Consider the following 17469-nt stretch of genomic DNA (forward strand, 5'->3'; position numbering starts at 1 on the left):
ACTTTTCGTAGTCTTTTGGGGCAGGGTGTGCGCGTGACCCGACACCCCCGCCGCCGCCGTCCCCTCCGCACCTCCGTCGCCGCCCTCGCCGCGGCCGTCACGGCCGTCGCCCTCGGGCCGGCCTCCCCCGCCTCGCCCGCCCTCCCCTCCGCCGCCGCCGCGCCACGACCGGTCTACGCCCCCGGCACGTCCGTCAGCCAGCTCCAGTCCACCCAGGTCATGGTCGCGGACCGCACCGCGGGCACCAAGGGGACCTGGGCCCGCTACTCCTGGAACGGAGCTCGCTGGGTCCGGGTCAACGCCCCCGCGACCGCCGTCTTTGGCCGCGGGGGCGTCGTCCCGAGCGCGCAACGACGCCAGGGCACCAGCACCACCCCTGCCGGGACCTTCTCGCTCGTGCACGCCTTCGGCGCCGGCAACCCGGGCACCCGCCTGCACTACCGCCGCGTCACGGGCTGCAGCTGGTGGATCCAGGACCCAGGCCAGCGCGACTACAACCGGTGGCGCGAGTCGTGCTCCGTCCCGGCGTCCGTCGCGCGCTCGTCCGAGCGGCTGCAGTCCTACGTCGACAGCGGGCTCTACCGCCAGGCCGTCGTGATTCGCTACAACTACACGACCCCCGACCGCCACGGCGCCCATTCCGGCGCCGGCATCTTCCTGCACTACGCCCGGTCCTACACCGGAGGTTGCGTCGGCATCGACAGCATGTCCGAGCTGACCGCCACGGTGCGGTGGCTGGACCCGGCGCGCCGTCCGGTCATCGTCGTCAAGGCCTAGCCGCCCGGCGGACCACCCATCTCGACGACACCACGAATGTGGCGGAGGCGGACGGGAATCGAACCCGCCTGCGACGGATGCCGCCGCACACCGGTTTTGAAGACCGGGAGGACCACCAGGCACCTGTACGCCTCCGCGGCAGATCCTACCCGCCGCCAGACCACCTCAGACGCACCCTCGGGGTATCGTCGAGCCATGGCACCGAGCGAAGACGCGAGCAAGGACCAGCGCCAGGACGACCCAGGGCCCAGCGTCAGGGACAAGGAGCTCTACGAGACGCTCCGCGACGAGGGCAACAGCAAGGAGAAGTCGGCGCGCATCGCCAATGCCGCCGCCGCCCAGGGCCGTTCGACGGTCGGGGCGCGGGGCGGCGAGCACGGCAGCTATGACGACTGGACCAAGGACGAGCTGCTCGACCGGGCCCGTGAGGTCGGCATCGAGGGCCGGTCCTCGATGAACAAGGACGAGCTGATCGACGCCCTGCGCGAGCACTGAGAGGCGGGTCGTCGATCTACAGTGGATCGTATGACGACCACCGCCCCCGTCCGGCTGACCCAGACCGCCCACGGAGGCGGCTGCGCGTGCAAGATCCCCCCTGGCGAGCTCGAGGAGATCGTCAGCGGTCTCGTCGGCGTGGACAGCCCCGAGGGCTCCGAGATGGTCGTCGGTCTGGACGACGGGGACGACGCTGCGGTCGTCCGCATCGGCCCCGGTCAGGCCGTCGTCGTCACCACCGACTTCTTCACGCCCGTCGTCGACGACGCCTACGACTGGGGACGGATCGCGGCGGCCAACGCCCTGTCCGACGTCTATGCCATGGGCGGGCGCCCGATCGTGGCCGTCAACCTGGTGGGGTGGCCGCGCGAGGTGCTGCCCGCCGAGCTGCTGCGCGAGGTCCTGCGCGGTGGCCTCGACATCGCCCGCGAGGCGCGCTGCCCCGTCGGCGGCGGTCACTCGATCGACGACCCCGAGCCCAAGTACGGCCTCGCCGTCACCGGTCTGGTCGACCCCGACCGGCTGCTGCGCAACGATCGGGCCCGCGCGGGCCTCCCGATCAGCCTGACCAAGCCCCTCGGGGTCGGGGTCCTCAACAACCGCCACAAGGCGACCGGCGAGCTGTTTCCGCAGGCGATCGCGTCCATGACGACCCTCAACGCCGACGCCGGGCGGGCCGCCGTCGAGGCGGGGGTCGAGGCGGCCACCGACGTCACGGGGTTCGGGCTGCTCGGGCACCTGCACAAGATGATGCGGGCCTCGGGGGTGTCGGCCGTCCTCGACGCCGCCGCCGTCCCCTACCTCGAGGGCGCGCGCGAGGCGCTGCGCGACGGCTACGTCAGCGGCGGGACGCGCCGCAACCTCGACTGGGTGCGCCCGCACCTCGAGGCGTCCGTCGATCAGGACGAGCTGCTGCTGCTCGCGGACGCGCAGACCAGCGGGGGCCTGCTGGTGGTCGGCGAGGTGCCGGGTGCCCCGGTGATCGGCGAGGTCGTGGCGGGCGGCCAGCACACCATCCGGGTGCGATGACCGAGCCGGTCGGCGTCGACGGGCACCTCGCGCGCTCCCGGCAGGGCTGGACGCGGCTGACGCCGCAGGAGGCGTATGCCGCCCAGCGGGCCGGCGCCATCCTCGTGGACACCCGCACGCCCGAGCAGCGGGCCGAGACCGCCGAGGTCCCCGGCGCGCTCGTGATCGACCGGACCGTGCTGGAGTGGCGGCTCGACCCGACCTTCGCGTGGCGCATCCCCGAGGCCACGGGCTGGGACGTCCCGTATGTCCTGCTCTGCCGCCAGGGCTACAGCTCGAGCCTGGCGGTCCGGTCGTTGCGAGACCTGGGGCTGCGCAACGCGTCCGACGTCGTGGGCGGCGTCGAGGCCTGGATGGCCGCGGGGCTGCCCACCACCACCGAGCGGGCCGACGTGCGCCGCTGATGGCCAGACCGGCCCCGGCCGGCCCGCTGCGGAGCGGCGTCGGCGGTCGGGGCCGGTCGGCATACCGGCCGGGGACCTAGTGTCGACGAGGAGCCTTGGTGATCAACGGGATCACCGCGCCCACGAGCGCGATGACGCCGAGCGTGGTGAAGGCCAGGGTGTAGTTCTTGTCGTTGCCGATGAGCGCGGTCGCGAGCAGCGGCCCGGCCACCCCGCCGATACTCCAGCCGATGAGCATGAGGCCGTAGATGCCGCCGGCGTTCTTGATGCCGAAGAAGCGCCCCGCCGTGGAGGGCATCGTGCCGAAGCCACCGCCGTAGCAGGTGTAGATGATCGCGGCGAGCACGGCGAACATGGCGGCGCTGCTTACGTGCGGCAGCGCGATCAGCGCCAGCCCCTGCAGGCCGAGGATGCCGACGAAGGCCGTCATCTTGCCGATCCGGTCCGACAGCGACGCCCACAGGATGCGCCCGACCCCGTTGAACAGCCCCATGATGCCCACGAGGGCACCGGCGCCCGCCGCGGAGTACCCGGCGATGTCGGTGGCGCTGCCCGCGGCGACCGAGATCAGCGAGATGCCCGCGGTGACGCTGATGGTGAGGATCAGGGTGAGGAGGTACCACTGGGGCGTGCGCAGCGCCTCGTTCTGCGTGAAGTCAGCGTGCCCGCCGGCCGGAGCCGAGGCGGCGGTCTTGGCGGTACTCGCGGCGGGGGCCCCACCCACCGCGTAGCCCTGGGGCGGGTTGCGAAAGACCGAGGCGCCGAGGACGCCGGCGATCAGGTAGGCGATGCCGAGCCACAGGAAGGGCGAGGTCGGGTGCGCCGGGTCGCCCGCGATGAGCCTGGTCGCGAGCGGCGCGGTGATGACGGCACCGAAGCCGAAGCCGCCGACGGCGAGGCCGGTGATGAGCCCGGCCTTGTCGGGGAACCACTTCTGCAGCATGGCGATGGGGACGATGTAGGCCATCCCCAGACCGAACCCCGAGAGCAGCCCGTAGCCCAGCACGAGCAGCCAGAACTGGCCCTCGTCGCGGGCGAACGAGCTGAGGATGATGCCGATCGCGTAGATGACCACGCCGGTCAGGGCGACCACGCGCGGGCCCTTGCGGTCCTGGATGCGCCCGCCGATGAAGGACCCGACGAAGATCATGCCGATGGCGACCTCGAACGGGATCGCGGCCTGCGTCTTGCTCAGGTGCAGCAGCGACGAGTCCGACTGCAGGGCCTTGCCGAAGACGCTCCACGCATAGACGGCACCGATGGCCATCTGCACGAGCACGCCGCCGAGCAGCAGCAGCCAGCGGTTGGGGGTCGCGGTGGGTGCGGGGGCCGCCTCCCGAGTGGTCGAGCTCATCGTGGGTTCCTGTCTATGGAGCGAGGTCGGATGGCGTGCAGAGGGGTCACCCCAGGGTGCGCTCGCCGCGGTCGAGCCGGGCGCGCTGCGGGACGACGGTGTACTTGGGGTCCTTGGCCGAGGCGATCCCGGCGCGGAAGATGGCGAACCGGGTGCACACCGACCCGGCGAGCAGCGCAGCTCCGGCCACGGCGGCAGCGGGCTTGCCGCGCCGTCCGGCGACGAGGGACAGCGCAGCCCCGCCGAGGGTCAGGGCCTTGCTCGCGGTCCACCACCGCCCCGCCTCGCCCTCGTGGAGCAGCTCGGCGCTCAGGCCCATGGAGTGCTCCATGACCTGGGCCGAGCCGAGCTCCCACAGGGCGCCCCCGACGGCGAGCCGCCCTGCGGGCCAAGCCTGCTCGTGGGGCGCGGCGATCATCGCCGCCCCGGCCGCGGCGGCCGCCGCCGAGCCCGCAAAGACCATGGGCAGCTCCTTGTAGGCGCTGTGCCAGGCGGGGGTGGCGGTGTTGCCGAGCAGCACGGCGGTGTAGGCGGCCAGCGGCGGGGCGAAGAAGGCCGCTCCGAGGCCGGCAGGACGACCGGCCCGGCCGAGCAGGCGCGCGGCGGGCTTGAGGGTCTGCGGCAGCACCTCCTCGACGGGCCCGGCCAGCTCGGCCACGGCGGCGACCCCGGCCAGCGGGCCGTAGCCCGCGAGGATCCACGAGCCCACGCTCATGGGGGAGGTCAGCTTGACCATGCGCAGCATGTTGAGGAACCGCTCGGGCCGGCCGAGGTCGGCGACCAGGAAGTAGGTCGCCAGCCCGATCGAGCCGAGAGCCGTCCAGCGCGACTGGCGACGCAGGCCGGGCAGGTCGGCCAGGTCGGCGCCCGCGGCGAGCAGCGACGAGCCCGCCGCGAGCCCTCCGACGAACAGGTAGGCGGGAATCTCGTCCGACCACGGGGCGGGCTTGACGATGGGTCGGCCGTAGTAGGAGGTGAACTCGGCCTCGGGGACCATCGACTCCTCGCCGCGGCCGTTGCCGGCGAACCGGCGCACCCCGAACACGCCTGATCCACGGCGCGCCTTGCGCGGACCGCGGTCCCGAGGCTCGTCGGGCCACAGGCCCTCGCGCGTCTCCTGCTGGGCAGGGTTGGTCATCGACGGCCTCCGAGGAAGGACAGGGCGACGCCGACGAGCAGGGTCAGACCACCGACGCCGCCCTTGCGGAAGATGTCGGCGAGGTCCTTGGTCGTCACGACCGGGTCCGGCGGCAGGCCGTAGACCTCGGGCTCGTCGAGGAGCAGGAACATCGCGCCCGTCCCCCCGACGCCGTCGCGTGGGTCGTCGCCGTACATCCGGGCGGACGTGTAGCCCTGCTCGTGCAGCGTCGCCACCCGGGCCCGGCCCCGCTCGCGCAGCTCGGTCACGTCACCGAACTGGATGGACTCCGTCGGGCAGGCCTGGGCGCACGCGGGCGTCTGACCCGCCCCGATCCGGTCGTAGCACAGCGTGCACTTCTGGGCGACACCGGCATTGGTGACCTCGCCCTTGCTGCCGGGGCGTCGCTCGATCACGCCGAACGGGCACGCCGCCACGCAGTAGCCGCAGCCGTTGCAGATCTCGTCCTGCACGACCACGGTGCCGAACTCCGTGCGGAACAACGAGCCGGTCGGGCACACGTCCAGGCAGCCGGCATGGGTGCAGTGCTTGCACACGTCCGAGCTCATCAGCCAGCGGAAGTCCGGCTTGCCGTCGGCCGCGGGAGCGGCGTCGAGCGCGCCGGGCAGCGACGCGTCGTTCGGCCGCAGGCCCGGCATACCAAGGTCCACCGGCTGGCGACCCAGCACGGTGTCGTCGGCCCGGCCCGGCTGCTCGATGAACTTGACCTGACGCCAGGTGCTGGCCCCGAGGCTCTTGGAATTGTCGAAGGACGACCCGAGCAGGTCCAGGCCGTCCTCGGGGAGCTGGTTCCACTCCTTGCACGCGACCTCGCAGGCCTTGCAGCCGATGCAGACCGACGTGTCGGTGAGGAAGCCCTTGCGGTCCGGCGCATCCTGCCAGCCGGCGTCGGGCGCCGGGTCCAGCGGGCCGAAGAGGGAGTTGGGCATCAGCGGTCACCGTTCTTGTCGTCGTGTCCGACCTCGGAGGCGCCCTTGACGTCGGCGCCGCTGTCGTCGCGCTCCTTGACCTTGGTCTCGCGCTCCTGCTCGACGTGGTCCGCGTCCACCCCGGAGCGCAGCTCGTTGCCGGTCTCCTCGGTGACGCCGGACCGCCGCCGGTAGGAGTCGACCAGCTCCAGCAGCTCGGGGCCGCGCGGTCGACGCCCGGGACGGATGTCGCAGGCGCCGACCTTGGACTCCTGGATGAGCACGTTGGGGTCGAGCGTGACGCCCATCAGGTCGTTGGCGGAGTCGCCGCTGACGACGGCGCCCGTGCCACCCGTCGCCCAGTGGTAGGGCAGGCCGATCTGGTGGAAGGTACGCCCGTCGACGGTCAGCGGCTTCATGCGCGAGGTCACGAGGACCCGCGTCTCGATCGCCGACCGCGGCGACACCAACGTGGCCCAGCCCAGGTGCTCCAGCCCTCGCTCGGCCGCCAGCTCGGGCGACACCTCGCAGAACATCTCGGGCTGCAGCTCGGCCAGGTAGGGCAACCAGCGGCTCATGCCGCCCGCCGTGTGGTGCTCGGTGAGCCGGTAGGTCGTGAAGACGAAGGGGTAGACCCCGGGATGCTCCCGGGCCACCTCGTCCTCCGGCGGCCGCCCGCGGGACGGCGCGGTGAGGTTGTCCGGCCGCTCGTAGACCTTGCGGGTCGGGCTCGCCTGCTGGCTGTAGAAGGGGTTGCGGACGCGACCCTCCTGCGGCTCGTAGTGCGAGGGCAGCGGCCCGTCGAGCAGGCCCTTGGGGGCGAACAGCCAGCCCTTGCCGTCGGCCTGCATGATGAACGGGTCGTCACCGGCGATGGCGGCGGGCCCGGTGGCACCTTCGGGCGGGCGGTAGGCCGGGTCCCGGTCCGCGGGGAAGTCCGGCACGTCCGGCCCCGCCCAGCGACCCGCCTCGGCGTCCCACCAGAGGTGCTTCTTGCGCTCGGACCACGGCCTGCCCTCGGGGTCGGCCGAGGCGCGGTTGTAGAGGATGCGCCGGTTGGCCGGCCAGCACCAGCCCCACTCCAGCGCGGTCTCGTCCTGGTCGAAGCGCGGCTTGCGACGGTTGGCCTGGTTGACCCCGTCCTTGAAGACGCCGGTGTAGATCCAGCACCCGCCCTCGGTGGAGCCGTCGGCCTGCATCTCGGTGAACAGCGGCAGGGGCTGACCGGCCTTGTCCCCCGTGAGATAGCGGCCGTTGATCTCCATCAGGACGGCCTCACCGTCGACCTCGCCGTGCTCGTCGACCGGGTAGTCCCAGGTGAGGTCGAGCAGCGGGCGGTCCCGCTGGTCGGTCGAGCCCGCGAGGCGCCGGCGCAGCCGCACCCCCACCTCGTGGAAGAAGTCCAGCTCGCTCTGGGCATCCCCCGGCGGCAGCACCGCCTGCTCGCGCCACTGCAGCATGCGCTGCGTCTGCGTGAAGGTGCCGGCCTTCTCGACGTGCGAGGCCGCGGGGAAGAAGAAGACCTCCGTGCCGATCGTCTCGGGACTGCGCTCCCCCGACTCGATCTCGGGCGAGTCGTGCCAGAAGGTGGCCGACTCGATCAGACGCAGGTCCCGCACGACCAGCCACTTGAGGTTGGCCAGCCCGTCACGCTGCAGCCGACCGTGGGCGGAGGCCACCGCGGGGTTCTGCCCCAGCAAGAAGTAGCCCTCGACCTTGCCGTCGATCATGTCCATGGTCGTGCGGTAGGTCCCGTGGTCGCCCGTGAGGCGCGGCAGGTAGTCGTAGCACCAGTCGTTGTCGGCCGTGGCCGCCTCGCCCCACCACGCCTTGAGCAGGCTCACCGTGTAGGTGTCGGCCTTGGTCCAGAAGCCCTTCTGGTCGTGGGTGGAGATGGTGCCCAGGTAGTCCTTCAGCGACTCGTGGACCCCGGCCTTGGGCATCGGCAGGTACCCCGGGAGCAGGTTGAACAGCGTCGGTATGTCGGTCGAGCCCTGGATCGACGCGTGGCCGCGCAGGGCCATGACGCCACCACCGGGACGGCCGACGTTGCCGAGCAGCAGCTGGATGATGCAGGCGGTCCGGATGTACTGCGCTCCGACCGAGTGCTGGGTCCAGCCGACGGCGTAGCAGAACGCCGTGGTCCGCTCCCGGCCCGAGTTGCGCGTCATCGCCTGGACGACGTAGTCGAAGTCCTCGCGGGAGATGCCGCAGGTCTGCTCGACCACCTCAGGGGTGTAGCGGGCGTAGTGCCGCTTGAGCACCTGGAAGACGCAGCGCGGGTCCTGCATGGACTCGTCGCGACGCACCCGGTGCGCACTGGGCAGGGTCGGTCCGCCCGAGCCGTGCTCATCCCCGGCTGCGCGCTCCTGCTTGGACGCCTGCGACTCTTCCGTGCCGTCACCGATGTCGGCATACATCCAGGTGTCGTTGTCGTAGCTGGCGGTCTCCGGGTCGTACCCCGAGAAGACACCGTCAAGCTCGTCGACGTCCTGGAAGTCCTCGCGCAGGATGACCGGCCCGTTGGTGTAGGCGCGGACGTACTCCTCGAAGTGCAGGTCCTTGGACAGGATGGCATTGATGATCGCGCCGAGGAACACGATGTCGCTGCCCGCGCGGATGCCGACGTGCCGGTGCGCCAGCGCCGAGGTCCGGCTGAACCTCGGGTCGACGTGGATCACCGTCGCGCCGCGGCGCTTGGCCTCGACGACGTACTGGAACGCAACCGGGTGGGCCTCCGCCATGTTGGAGCCCTGGATCACGATGCAGTCGGAGTTGGCCAGGTCCTGCACGTAGTTCGTGGCACCGCCACGACCGAACGAGGCTCCCAGACTGGGAACCGTGGCGCTGTGTCAAATACGGGCTTGGTTCTCGATCTGGATCGCACCCATGGCCGTGAACAGCTTCTTGATGAGGTAGTTCTCCTCGTTGTCGAGGGTCGCTCCTCCGAGGGCGGCGATGCCCATCGTGCGGCGCAGCGGACGACCGTCGTCGTCGTGGTCCTGCCAGGTGCGCCGTCGCGTGTCGAGGAGCCGGTCCACGACCATGTCGATGGCCTTGTCCCGCTCGATCGACTCCCACTGCGTCCCGAAGGGACGGCGGTAGAGCATCTGGGTCTGCCGGGTCGGGGAGTTGACGAGCTGCTCGCTCGCCGACCCCTTGGGGCAGAGCTTGCCCCGCGAGACGGGCGAGTCGGGGTTGCCCTCGATCTGGACGACCTTGCCGTCCTTGACGAAGACCTTCTGCGCGCAGCCGACGGCGCAGTAGGGGCACACGCTGTGGGCGACCGAGTCCGCGGTGACGGTGCGGGGCTGCAGGGCCGCGGTCCGGGCTGACTGGGCGGCGGCGCCGCGACCGAGCGGGTCTCCGCCGGCGAGCTGACGCACCACCGGCCATGACAGGAAGGTCTTCTTCACGTCCATGGGGCCTCCTTGGTTGCGCTCACCCTACGACGAATTCCGGGACCGTGCCACGATGCTCGCGCGGATGTGCGCTGGCATGCTGGGGGGATGCCCCGTGGACGCCGGATGTTCCTCGCCGTGACCCCGCCGGAGGAGGTGCTCGCGGACCTCGAGGCCTTCCTCGAGCCCCGCCTGGACGCCGACCCCGACCTGCGGTGGGCGCGGCCCGAGCAGTGGCACCTGACGCTGGCCTTCCTGCCGTCGGTGTCCCCCTCGTCCCTGGAGCGGCTCGAGGAGCGGCTCGACGAGCTGACCCTGCAGACGGAGGCCTTCGACCTGCGGCTGACCGGGGGCGGGGCCTTCCCCGGCACGGCGGACGCCCGCGTGCTCTGGCTGGGCGTCGACGACCCGCTCGACGGCCTGGCTCCCCTGGCCCGTCTGTGCCGCTCGAGCGCCAACGCGGCGGGCACGCAGGTCGAGGGCGGGCCCTTCCGGGCGCACCTGACCCTGGCCCGGCTCGGGATCGCGCGCGACGTGCGTCGCTGGCTGCAGGTCCTGGACACGTATGCCGGACCGACGTGGACCGTGGACACCCTCACGCTCGTGGAGTCGCACCTCGGCCAGGGCGCCGGTGGCCGTGCCCGCCACGTCGAGCACGCCACCTACCCCTTCGCCTGACCGCACGGCGACGGGCGGCATGCCGAGGTGCTGACCACCGACTCGGCATACCGCCCGGACCCGAGGCGCAGGCGCGCCGCGACGCTCGGTCGTCGTCTGGGGGAGGCGTGGGGTGCTCCAATGTCTGGGTGAGCGTGCCGGTCTGGGCGTGCACGAGCTGCAGGCTCTGCACGCCCTGGCCGTTGTTGATGACGAGCAGGTGGCGCCCGCCCAGGCTGCATCCGGGTGAACGATGGAGGGCAGGTGACCCTCCATCCGTCGACGTAGGACAGGCTCCGCTGCGCCGGTTGCGTCGGTGGCCCCGCCGATGCGGTCAGGCTGCCGCCGCCATGATGGAGTGGGGCCCATGACGACCCCCTGGCAGCCTCTGGCCGACCGCGTCCTGGCGGCGCTGCGAGAGCAGCTCGGCGACGACCTGGTCGGCGTCTATGTCCACGGCTCCGCAGCGCTCGGAGGCTTCGTCCGGGGGCGCAGCGACCTGGACGTGCTGGCCGTGGTGAGCGAGGGCGAGGGCGAGGGCCAGCCCCACGAGCGTGACTGGGCGGCCGTGGGCGCCGCCGTCTCGACCGTCGGGGACGAGTGGACCCCCTTGGAGCTCAGCGTGATCCGTCGTTCCCTGGCCGAGTCACCGCACGAACCGTGGGATTTCGCGGTGCACGTGACGGCCTCCGATGGGGCGCAGCCGGACTCGCGGGTCGTGCTCGACCGCGGCGACGGCGACCCGGACCTGCTCCTGCACCTCGCGGTCGTGCGGGCGGCCGGCATCGCCCTGCACGGCCCGGCGCCCGCCGAGCTGGTCGGGGCGATCGACCGGGACGAGGTCCTCGCGCAGCTCGTCGACGAGCTGAGGTGGGGCGTCGACAACGCCGACGAGGGCTATGCCGTGCTCAACGCCTGCCGGGCGCTGAGGTTCGCCGAGACCGGCGAGCTGGTGAGCAAGGTCGACGGCGCCGAGTGGCTGCTCGAGCAGCGCCCCGAGCATGAGGTGGTCGTGCGCCGGGCGCTCGACGCGCAGCGTCGCGGCATACGGCTGGACGGGGCGACCATGGCCGGTCGCGCGCTGGTGCAGGACGTGCTGGACGACCTCACCTGGGCCTGACCCACACACCTACCCCCGGTAGGGGCATCGACCGGCCCTCGTCCCCCAGGCCGATGTACCTACCCCCGGTAGGGCATCAGCCGGCCCTCGTCCCCCAGGCCGATGTACCTACCCCCGGTAGGTGCGGGACGGGCGGGCGGCGGCGTTCACGGTCTCGGCCAGCGTCTGCCGTCTGCGCGGCCATCGTCCGTCTTGGGCTGCAGCACCAGACGGGGGACGCAGCACCAGACGACCAGACGTATGGCGGACGCCCGCCCAGGAACGGGACCGCTCGCGTCGGCATACGGCCGAGGGCACCCCACCCACGACGGGTGAGGCGCCCTCGGTGCCGCGCTCGATCGACCCACCGACCCTGCCGGATCAGCCGGGTGGTCAGCGAGCGGCGGAGCCCTCGACGTAGTCCGAGTCGGAGGCGCCGTCCTTGATCCAGCTCATCAGCGAGCGCAGCTGCTTGCCGGTCTTTTCGATGGGGTGCTGGGCGCCCTGCTCGCGCAGGCGCGTGAACTCCGGGGCACCGGCGTCCTGGTCGTCGATGAAGCGCTTGGCGAAGGTCCCGTCCTGGATGTCCGCCAGGACCGCCTTCATGTTGTCCTTGACCTCCGGGGAGATGACGCGCGGCCCGGAGACGTAGTCCCCGAACTCCGCCGTGTCCGAGATCGACCAGCGCTGCTTGGCGATGCCGCCCTCGATCATGAGGTCGACGATCAGCTTGAGCTCGTGCAGGCACTCGAAGTACGCGACCTCGGGCTGGTAGCCCGCCTCGGTCAACGTCTCGAAGCCGTACATCACCAGCTGGGAGGCGCCGCCGCACAGCACGGCCTGCTCGCCGAACAGGTCGGTCTCGGTCTCCTCGGTGAACGTCGTCCGGATCCCGCCGGCGCGCAGCCCGCCGATGGCCTTGGCATAGGACTTCGCGAGGTCCCAGGCCTGGCCGGACGGGTCCTGCTCGACCGCGACGATCACGGGGACGCCGCGGCCGTCGGTGTACTCGCGGCGCACGAGGTGGCCGGGGCCCTTGGGCGCGACCATCAGCACGTCGGAGCCGGGCTCGGGCGTGATGTAGCCGAAGCGGATGTTGAACCCATGGCCGAAGACCAGCGCGGTCCCCTCGTTGAGGTTGGGCTGGATCTCCTCGGCATAGACGGTGCGCTGCACCTGGTCCGGCGTGAGGATGACGACGACGTCCGCCTCCTTGACCGCCTCCGCGACGGTGAGGACGCGCAGCCCCTCGGCCTCGGCCTTGGCGCGGCTGCGCGAGCCCTCCGCCAGGCCGACGCGGACGTCGACGCCGGAGTCACGCAGGTTGAGCGCGTGGGCGTGACCCTGCGAGCCGTAGCCGATGACCGCGACCTTGCGCCCCTGGATCAGGGACAGGTCGGCGTCGTCGTCGTAGAACATCTCAGCAGCCATGGGCTGGTCTCCTTCGTGGGTGGTCGTGCGTCTATCTAACGGGGAGGGGTCGTATGCCGAGACCCGGCGTCTCGGCATACGACCGATGGACGGTCAGCCGCGGTTGCTGCGGTCGGTGATGGAGCGGGAGCCGCGCCCGATGGCGACCAGGCCGGACTGCACCAGCTCCTTGACGCCGAAGGGCTCGAGGGTGCGCAGCAGCGCCTCCAGCTTGAGCACGTTACCGGTGGCCTCGACGACGAGCGTGTCGGGCCCCACGTCGACCACCTTGGCGCGGAACATCTCGACGACCTCCATCACCTGGCCGCGGTGCGCGGCGTCGGCGCGGACCTTGACCAGGATGATGTGCCGCTCCACCGCCTGGTCGGCCTGCAGCTCGACGACCTTGAGCACCTCGACGAGCTTGTTGAGCTGCTTGGTGACCTGCTCGAGCGGGAGCACGTCCACGTCGACGCGGATCGTCATGCGGGAGATCTCGGGGTGCTCGGTCTCACCGACCGCCAGCGCCTCGATGTTGTAGCCGCGGCGGGAGAACAGCGCGGCGATGCGGGTGAGGACGCCAGGCTTGTTCTCCACGAGCACGGACAGGGTGTGCTTGCTCACTCGTCATCACTCCACTTCGGGGCCATGCCCTTGGCGATCTGGATCTCGTCGTTGCTCACGCCCGCGGGGACCATCGGCCACACCATGGCGTCCCGGCTGACCACGAAGTCGACGACGACCGGTCGGTCGTTGATCTGCATGGCGGCCTGGATCGTCTCGTCGATCTTGGCGGGGTCGTCGCACCGCAGCCCGACGCAGCCGTAGGCCTCGGCCAGCTTGACGAAGTCGGGGATGCGGATCTGGTCGTGGGAGGTGTGCAGGTCGGTGTTGGAGTAGCGCTCGTTGTAGAAGAGCGTCTGCCACTGCCGCACCATGCCGAGGCTCGAGTTGTTGATGATGGCAACCTTGATCGGGATGTCGTTGACCACGCAGGTCGCCAGCTCCTGGTTGGTCATCTGGAAGCAGCCGTCGCCGTCGATGGCCCAGACGACGCGATCGGGGTCGCCGGCCTTGGCGCCCATGGCGGCTGGCACGGCGTAGCCCATCGTCCCGGCGCCACCGGAGTTGAGCCACTGGCGTGGTCGCTCGTAGCGGATGAACTGCGAGCTCCACATCTGGTGCTGGCCGACGCCGGCGCAGTAGATCGCGTCGGGGCCGACGATCTCGCCGAGCCGCTCGACGACGGCCTGCGGGGCGATCGTGGCCTCGTCCTCGTGGACGTAGCCGACGGGGTAGGTCTCCTTCCACCCCTGCGCGGTCGCGACCCACTCGCTGTAGTCGGCGACGTCGCCCGCGGCCTGGTCGGCCTTGATGGTGTCGATGAGGTCGCGGATGACCTCCTTGGCGTCGCCCACGATCGGCACGTCGGCGACGCGGTTCTTGCCGATCTCGGCGGGGTCGATGTCGGCGTGGATGACCGCCGCGCCCGGCGCGAAGGTCGACAGCTGGCCGGTGACCCGGTCGTCGAAGCGCGCGCCGAGGGTGATCAGCAGGTCGGCCTTCTGCAGGCCGGTGACCGCGGCCACCGAGCCGTGCATGCCGGGCATGCCCAGGTGCAGGGGGTGCGAGTCGGGGAAGGCGCCGCGGGCCATCAGCGTGGTGACGACGGGGATGCCGGTCAGCTCCACCAGGCGGCGCAGGTCCTCGTGCGCCTCGGCGCGGATCACGCCGCCCCCGACGTAGAAGATCGGACGGCGCGAGGTGCGCATGAGGCGCGCGGCCTCGCGGATCTGCTTGTGGTGCGGCCGGGTCACCGGGTGGTAGCCCGGCAGCTCGAAGGTCGGCGGCCAGGAGAACGTGGTGCTCGCCTGGAGCGCGTCCTTGGTGATGTCGACGAGGACCGGACCGGGGCGGCCGGTGCCGGCGATGTGGAAGGCCTCGGCCAGCGCCTGCGGGATCTTGGCCGGGTCGGTCACGAGGTAGTTGTGCTTGGTGATCGGCATCGAGATGCCGCGGATGTCGGCCTCCTGGAAGGCGTCGGTGCCGATCGAGGCGCTGCCGACCTGGCCCGTGATCGCGACCATCGGGACGGAGTCCATGTAGGCGTCGAGCAGCGGCGTGACGAGGTTGGTGGCTCCCGGCCCGCTCGTCGCCATGCACACACCCACCTTGCCGGTCGCCGAGGCGTAGCCCTGGGCGGCGTGGCCCGCGCCCTGCTCGTGGCGCACCAGGACGTGGCGCACCGAGCTGGAGTCCATGAGCGGGTCGTAGGCCGGGAGGATCGCCCCGCCCGGGATGCCGAAGACGGTGTCTACCTCGAGCGCCTCGAGCGCGAGGACCAGGCTCTGCGCACCCGTGACCTGGACCGGCGTCCGGTGCCGCACGTTTGCGGCGACGCTGGAGGGGCTGGGGGCGGGAAGGGCGCCATCGGGACGCGGAGCGGGCGTGGCAGCGGTCGACGTGGTGTCGGTCACTGTGTCTCACCACTTTCGGGATGACATCGTCGTCGGGTCGGCGGGTGCCGACCCTGTGCGGGTCCGGTGCGCTCGTGGCCACCCATGAAAAAACCCCTGACCCGGGTGCCGGGACGCAGGGGTGGCGCGCTGTCGCAGGTCGACGGCGCGCTAGGGAAGTACGAGGATTCGGGCCACGGGTCAACAGTCCCCCAGGGGAGGCCCCGCGTCAAAGGGGGCGCGCGGCAGTCTCGCGATGTGGGCATCATGTCCCAGGTCACGGACAGCGGCCGGGTGGTCCCTCCCTGGCCGGGGTCGCAGACTGGTCGTATGACGACGCCCCGCCGACTCGCCCTGCCGCTGCTCGTCGGCCTGACCGCCGTCACGGCCTGCACCGCCTCGACGCAGACCACCGCCAGCTCCACCGCTACCTTCTCATCCTCCCCCGCCATCTCGACCGCCACGTCCGGCACCTCGGCCCCGGCGACCTCGAGCACGGCTCCGGCACCCGCCTCGCCCGCCGCCCCCGCCCCCGCCAGCAGCCCCGTCGAGGTGGCGACCGGCCTCGACGTCCCGTGGGGGCTGGCCTTCCTGCCCGACGGATCGGCTCTCGTCACGCTCCGGGACGAGGGGCGCGTGCTGCGGGTCCGGGAGGGCGCCCGGCCGGTCGAGGTCGGGCGCATCGACGACGTCGAGGCCAACGGCGAGGGTGGGCTGCTGGGCATCGCCGTGTCGCGCGAGTTCGCCACGGACCAGAGGGTCTTCGTCTACCACACCACCAGGCAGGACAACCGGGTGGTGCGGCTGCGCCTGGAGGGGGACCGGCTGATGCCGGAGCGCGTCGTCCTGTCGGGCATCCCGGCGGGCGGGATCCACAACGGCGGTCGCATCAAGGTCGGCCCGGACGGGATGATCTGGGTGCCGACCGGGGACGCCTCGGAGCGCGACCGGGCCCCGGATGCCTCCTGGCTCGGCGGCAAGATCCTACGGGTCACCGCCGACGGCGCCCCCGCCCCCGGCAACCCCGACCCCTCGTCCTCGGTGTGGTCGCGCGGCCACCGCAACGTGCAGGGCCTGGCCTGGGACGCCGAGCAGCGCCTGTGGGCCACGGAGTTCGGGCAGAACACCTGGGACGAGCTCAACCTGATCCAGGAGGGCCGCGACTACGGCTGGCCCACGGTCGAGGGCCGGCAGGAGGACAACGGAGGCGGTCGCGACACGCGCTTCACGGACCCGCTCGTGGTCTGGCGCACGGACGAGGCCTCCCCCAGCGGGCTGGCGATCGGCACCGACGGCGCGGCCTACGTCGCAGCGCTGCGCGGCGAGCGCCTGTGGCGCGTTCCCCTGCAGGGCGGCAAAACCGGGGAGCCGCAGGCGCTGCTGGAGGGGACCTACGGCCGGCTGCGGACCGTCGAGCGCGCCCCGGACGGCCGGCTGTGGATCATCACGAGCAACACCTTTCGCGGGGACGAGCGCGACGGCGACGACCGGATCGTCATCCTGCCGCCGTCGTGATCGTGGCCTCGGCCGCCAGCGCCTCCGCGACCGGGCGGACCCTGGTGCGCAGCAAGGACGCCGCGCGGGTGGAGTCCAGGCGGACGCACGCCGGGCCGGGCGCGTCCCCCCTCGACGCGACCGGCAGCCGGGCCGGGTCCAGCCCCTCGTGACGGGCCACCAGGAGGCCGAGGTCGTGGCGACTCATCGCCTGCGCCCCGGCGACGTGGGCCAGACCCCGCACGCCGCGGGCCTCGGTGGCCAGCTCCACCAGGGCGGCGGACAGGTCGAGCACGTGGACGGGACACCGGATCTCGTCGTCGCGCAGCGCGCCTTGCCCCGCCGCGACGGCGTGCACCAGCGCGTGGTGCGTGCTGCCTCGCCCGACGACGAGCGAGGTGCGGACGACCACGGCGTCGTCGAGCGCGGCGGCCACGGCGGCCTCGCAGGCGGCCTTCGCGGCGGCATACGGCGTGGTGGGCGCGGGCGGCACGCTCTCGTCCGACCAGGCCTCGCGGCTCGGCAGGACCAGGTCGGTGGACAGTGCCACCAGCCGCGCCCCGACCAGCCCGCAGCCGCGCACGACGTGGACGGTGCCGGTGGTCGTCGTGCCCCAGTCCTGCTGGTCGTATGCCGTGTGCACGAGTGCGTCGGGGCGGACCGTCTCGAGGCACCGGAGGACCTCGGCGCCGTCCCGCACGTCGAGGCGCACGCCGTCCGGCCCGGGGGTGCGCGACGCGTGCACCACGTCGTGCCCCGCAGCCCGCGCCGCCCGCACCACGTGCCGGCCGACCCACCCCGTGCCTCCGGTGACCAGGAGCCGCAC

The 17469-nt window shown here is 72.0% G+C and carries 15 protein-coding genes and 1 tRNA gene; 7 read left to right on the top strand and 9 right to left on the bottom strand.

The annotated features are described in order from the left end of the window. Nucleotides 1-33 precede the first annotated feature (33 nt). Complete coding sequence (locus GGG17_RS09410) at nt 34-777, top strand: hypothetical protein (protein WP_154593452.1); 744 nt, start codon at nt 34-36, stop codon at nt 775-777. 39 nt (nt 778-816) lie between these two features. On the opposite strand, the gene GGG17_RS09415 is transcribed toward GGG17_RS09410, so the two are convergent. Beyond that, a tRNA-Sec gene (locus GGG17_RS09415) sits at nt 817-912 on the bottom strand. A 60-nt stretch (nt 913-972) separates the two neighbouring features. Between GGG17_RS09415 and GGG17_RS09420 the strand changes: the two genes are divergently transcribed. The 3 genes from GGG17_RS09420 to GGG17_RS09430 are packed head-to-tail and all read left to right on the top strand — an operon-like array spanning nt 973 to nt 2705. After that, nucleotides 973-1272, top strand: coding sequence for a Rho termination factor N-terminal domain-containing protein (locus GGG17_RS09420; RefSeq protein ID WP_154593453.1), 300 nt, complete (start codon nt 973-975; stop codon nt 1270-1272). Between the two features lie 30 nt (nt 1273-1302). After that, the gene (gene selD / locus GGG17_RS09425) at nt 1303-2301 is read left to right on the top strand and encodes a selenide, water dikinase SelD (protein WP_154593454.1); all 999 of its coding nucleotides are present in this window, start codon (nt 1303-1305) and stop codon (nt 2299-2301) included. After that, the gene (locus tag GGG17_RS09430; protein WP_154593455.1) at nt 2298-2705 is read left to right on the top strand and encodes a rhodanese-like domain-containing protein; all 408 of its coding nucleotides are present in this window, start codon (nt 2298-2300) and stop codon (nt 2703-2705) included. The genes selD and GGG17_RS09430 overlap by 4 nt, the downstream gene beginning before the upstream one ends. A 76-nt stretch (nt 2706-2781) precedes the next feature. On the opposite strand, the gene GGG17_RS09435 is transcribed toward GGG17_RS09430, so the two are convergent. From GGG17_RS09435 to fdh, 4 genes are read right to left on the bottom strand one after another with little or no spacing between them, the layout of a single operon-like run. Further along, on the bottom strand, nt 2782-4059 hold the full coding sequence (locus GGG17_RS09435; protein ID WP_154593456.1) for an L-lactate MFS transporter: 1278 nt from the start codon (nt 4057-4059) through the stop codon (nt 2782-2784). 46 nt (nt 4060-4105) lie between these two features. Next, on the bottom strand, nt 4106-5197 hold the full coding sequence (nrfD, locus tag GGG17_RS09440; RefSeq protein WP_154593457.1) for an NrfD/PsrC family molybdoenzyme membrane anchor subunit: 1092 nt from the start codon (nt 5195-5197) through the stop codon (nt 4106-4108). Beyond that, complete coding sequence (locus GGG17_RS09445) at nt 5194-6147, bottom strand: 4Fe-4S dicluster domain-containing protein (RefSeq protein WP_154593458.1); 954 nt, start codon at nt 6145-6147, stop codon at nt 5194-5196. The genes nrfD and GGG17_RS09445 overlap by 4 nt, the downstream gene beginning before the upstream one ends. Continuing rightward, nucleotides 6147-9548 (bottom strand): formate dehydrogenase, encoded by a 3402-nt coding sequence (gene fdh, locus GGG17_RS09450; protein WP_195849183.1) that lies wholly within the window; start codon nt 9546-9548, stop codon nt 6147-6149. The genes GGG17_RS09445 and fdh overlap by 1 nt, the downstream gene beginning before the upstream one ends. Nucleotides 9549-9635: 87 nt before the next feature. On the opposite strand from fdh, the gene thpR reads away from it, so the two are divergent. Both thpR and GGG17_RS09465 read left to right on the top strand, forming a co-directional pair. After that, complete coding sequence (thpR, locus tag GGG17_RS09460; RefSeq protein ID WP_154593461.1) at nt 9636-10205, top strand: RNA 2',3'-cyclic phosphodiesterase; 570 nt, start codon at nt 9636-9638, stop codon at nt 10203-10205. A 346-nt stretch (nt 10206-10551) separates the two neighbouring features. Further along, nucleotides 10552-11304, top strand: a complete 753-nt coding sequence (locus GGG17_RS09465) for an aminoglycoside adenylyltransferase domain-containing protein (RefSeq protein WP_195849184.1) — start codon at nt 10552-10554, stop codon at nt 11302-11304. Nucleotides 11305-11676: 372 nt separating this feature from the next. Here the strand turns inward: GGG17_RS09465 and ilvC are convergent, their stop codons facing one another. From ilvC to GGG17_RS09480, 3 genes are read right to left on the bottom strand one after another with little or no spacing between them, the layout of a single operon-like run. Beyond that, nucleotides 11677-12792 (bottom strand): ketol-acid reductoisomerase, encoded by a 1116-nt coding sequence (ilvC, locus tag GGG17_RS09470; RefSeq protein ID WP_154593463.1) that lies wholly within the window; start codon nt 12790-12792, stop codon nt 11677-11679. Between the two features lie 15 nt (nt 12793-12807). Then, on the bottom strand, nt 12808-13317 hold the full coding sequence (ilvN, locus tag GGG17_RS09475) for an acetolactate synthase small subunit (protein WP_288797437.1): 510 nt from the start codon (nt 13315-13317) through the stop codon (nt 12808-12810). Next, the gene (locus GGG17_RS09480) at nt 13314-15170 is read right to left on the bottom strand and encodes an acetolactate synthase large subunit (RefSeq protein WP_375804514.1); all 1857 of its coding nucleotides are present in this window, start codon (nt 15168-15170) and stop codon (nt 13314-13316) included. Before GGG17_RS09480 ends, ilvN begins: the two co-directional genes overlap by 4 nt. A 309-nt stretch (nt 15171-15479) precedes the next feature. Between GGG17_RS09480 and GGG17_RS09485 the strand changes: the two genes are divergently transcribed. After that, the gene (locus GGG17_RS09485; RefSeq protein WP_154593464.1) at nt 15480-16664 is read left to right on the top strand and encodes a PQQ-dependent sugar dehydrogenase; all 1185 of its coding nucleotides are present in this window, start codon (nt 15480-15482) and stop codon (nt 16662-16664) included. Here the strand turns inward: GGG17_RS09485 and GGG17_RS09490 are convergent. Further along, on the bottom strand, nt 16645-17469 hold the full coding sequence (locus tag GGG17_RS09490) for a sugar nucleotide-binding protein (protein WP_311966567.1): 825 nt from the start codon (nt 17467-17469) through the stop codon (nt 16645-16647). The genes GGG17_RS09485 and GGG17_RS09490 overlap by 20 nt on opposite strands.

The sequence above is a fragment of the Arsenicicoccus cauae genome (genome assembly GCF_009707125.1).
Taxonomy (GTDB): domain Bacteria; phylum Actinomycetota; class Actinomycetes; order Actinomycetales; family Dermatophilaceae; genus Arsenicicoccus; species Arsenicicoccus cauae.

Coding starts and splice junctions, on each gene's coding strand:
- GGG17_RS09420 (WP_154593453.1), top strand. CDS start 973: ATGGCACCGAGCGAAGACGCGAGCAAGGACCAGCGCCAGGACGACCCA.
- selD (WP_154593454.1), top strand. CDS start 1,303: ATGACGACCACCGCCCCCGTCCGGCTGACCCAGACCGCCCACGGAGGC.
- GGG17_RS09430 (WP_154593455.1), top strand. CDS start 2,298: ATGACCGAGCCGGTCGGCGTCGACGGGCACCTCGCGCGCTCCCGGCAG.
- GGG17_RS09435 (WP_154593456.1), bottom strand. CDS start 4,059: ATGAGCTCGACCACTCGGGAGGCGGCCCCCGCACCCACCGCGACCCCC.
- nrfD (WP_154593457.1), bottom strand. CDS start 5,197: ATGACCAACCCTGCCCAGCAGGAGACGCGCGAGGGCCTGTGGCCCGAC.
- GGG17_RS09445 (WP_154593458.1), bottom strand. CDS start 6,147: ATGCCCAACTCCCTCTTCGGCCCGCTGGACCCGGCGCCCGACGCCGGC.
- thpR (WP_154593461.1), top strand. CDS start 9,636: ATGCCCCGTGGACGCCGGATGTTCCTCGCCGTGACCCCGCCGGAGGAG.
- GGG17_RS09465 (WP_195849184.1), top strand. CDS start 10,552: ATGACGACCCCCTGGCAGCCTCTGGCCGACCGCGTCCTGGCGGCGCTG.
- ilvC (WP_154593463.1), bottom strand. CDS start 12,792: ATGCCGAGACGCCGGGTCTCGGCATACGACCCCTCCCCGTTAGATAGA.
- GGG17_RS09485 (WP_154593464.1), top strand. CDS start 15,480: ATGACGACGCCCCGCCGACTCGCCCTGCCGCTGCTCGTCGGCCTGACC.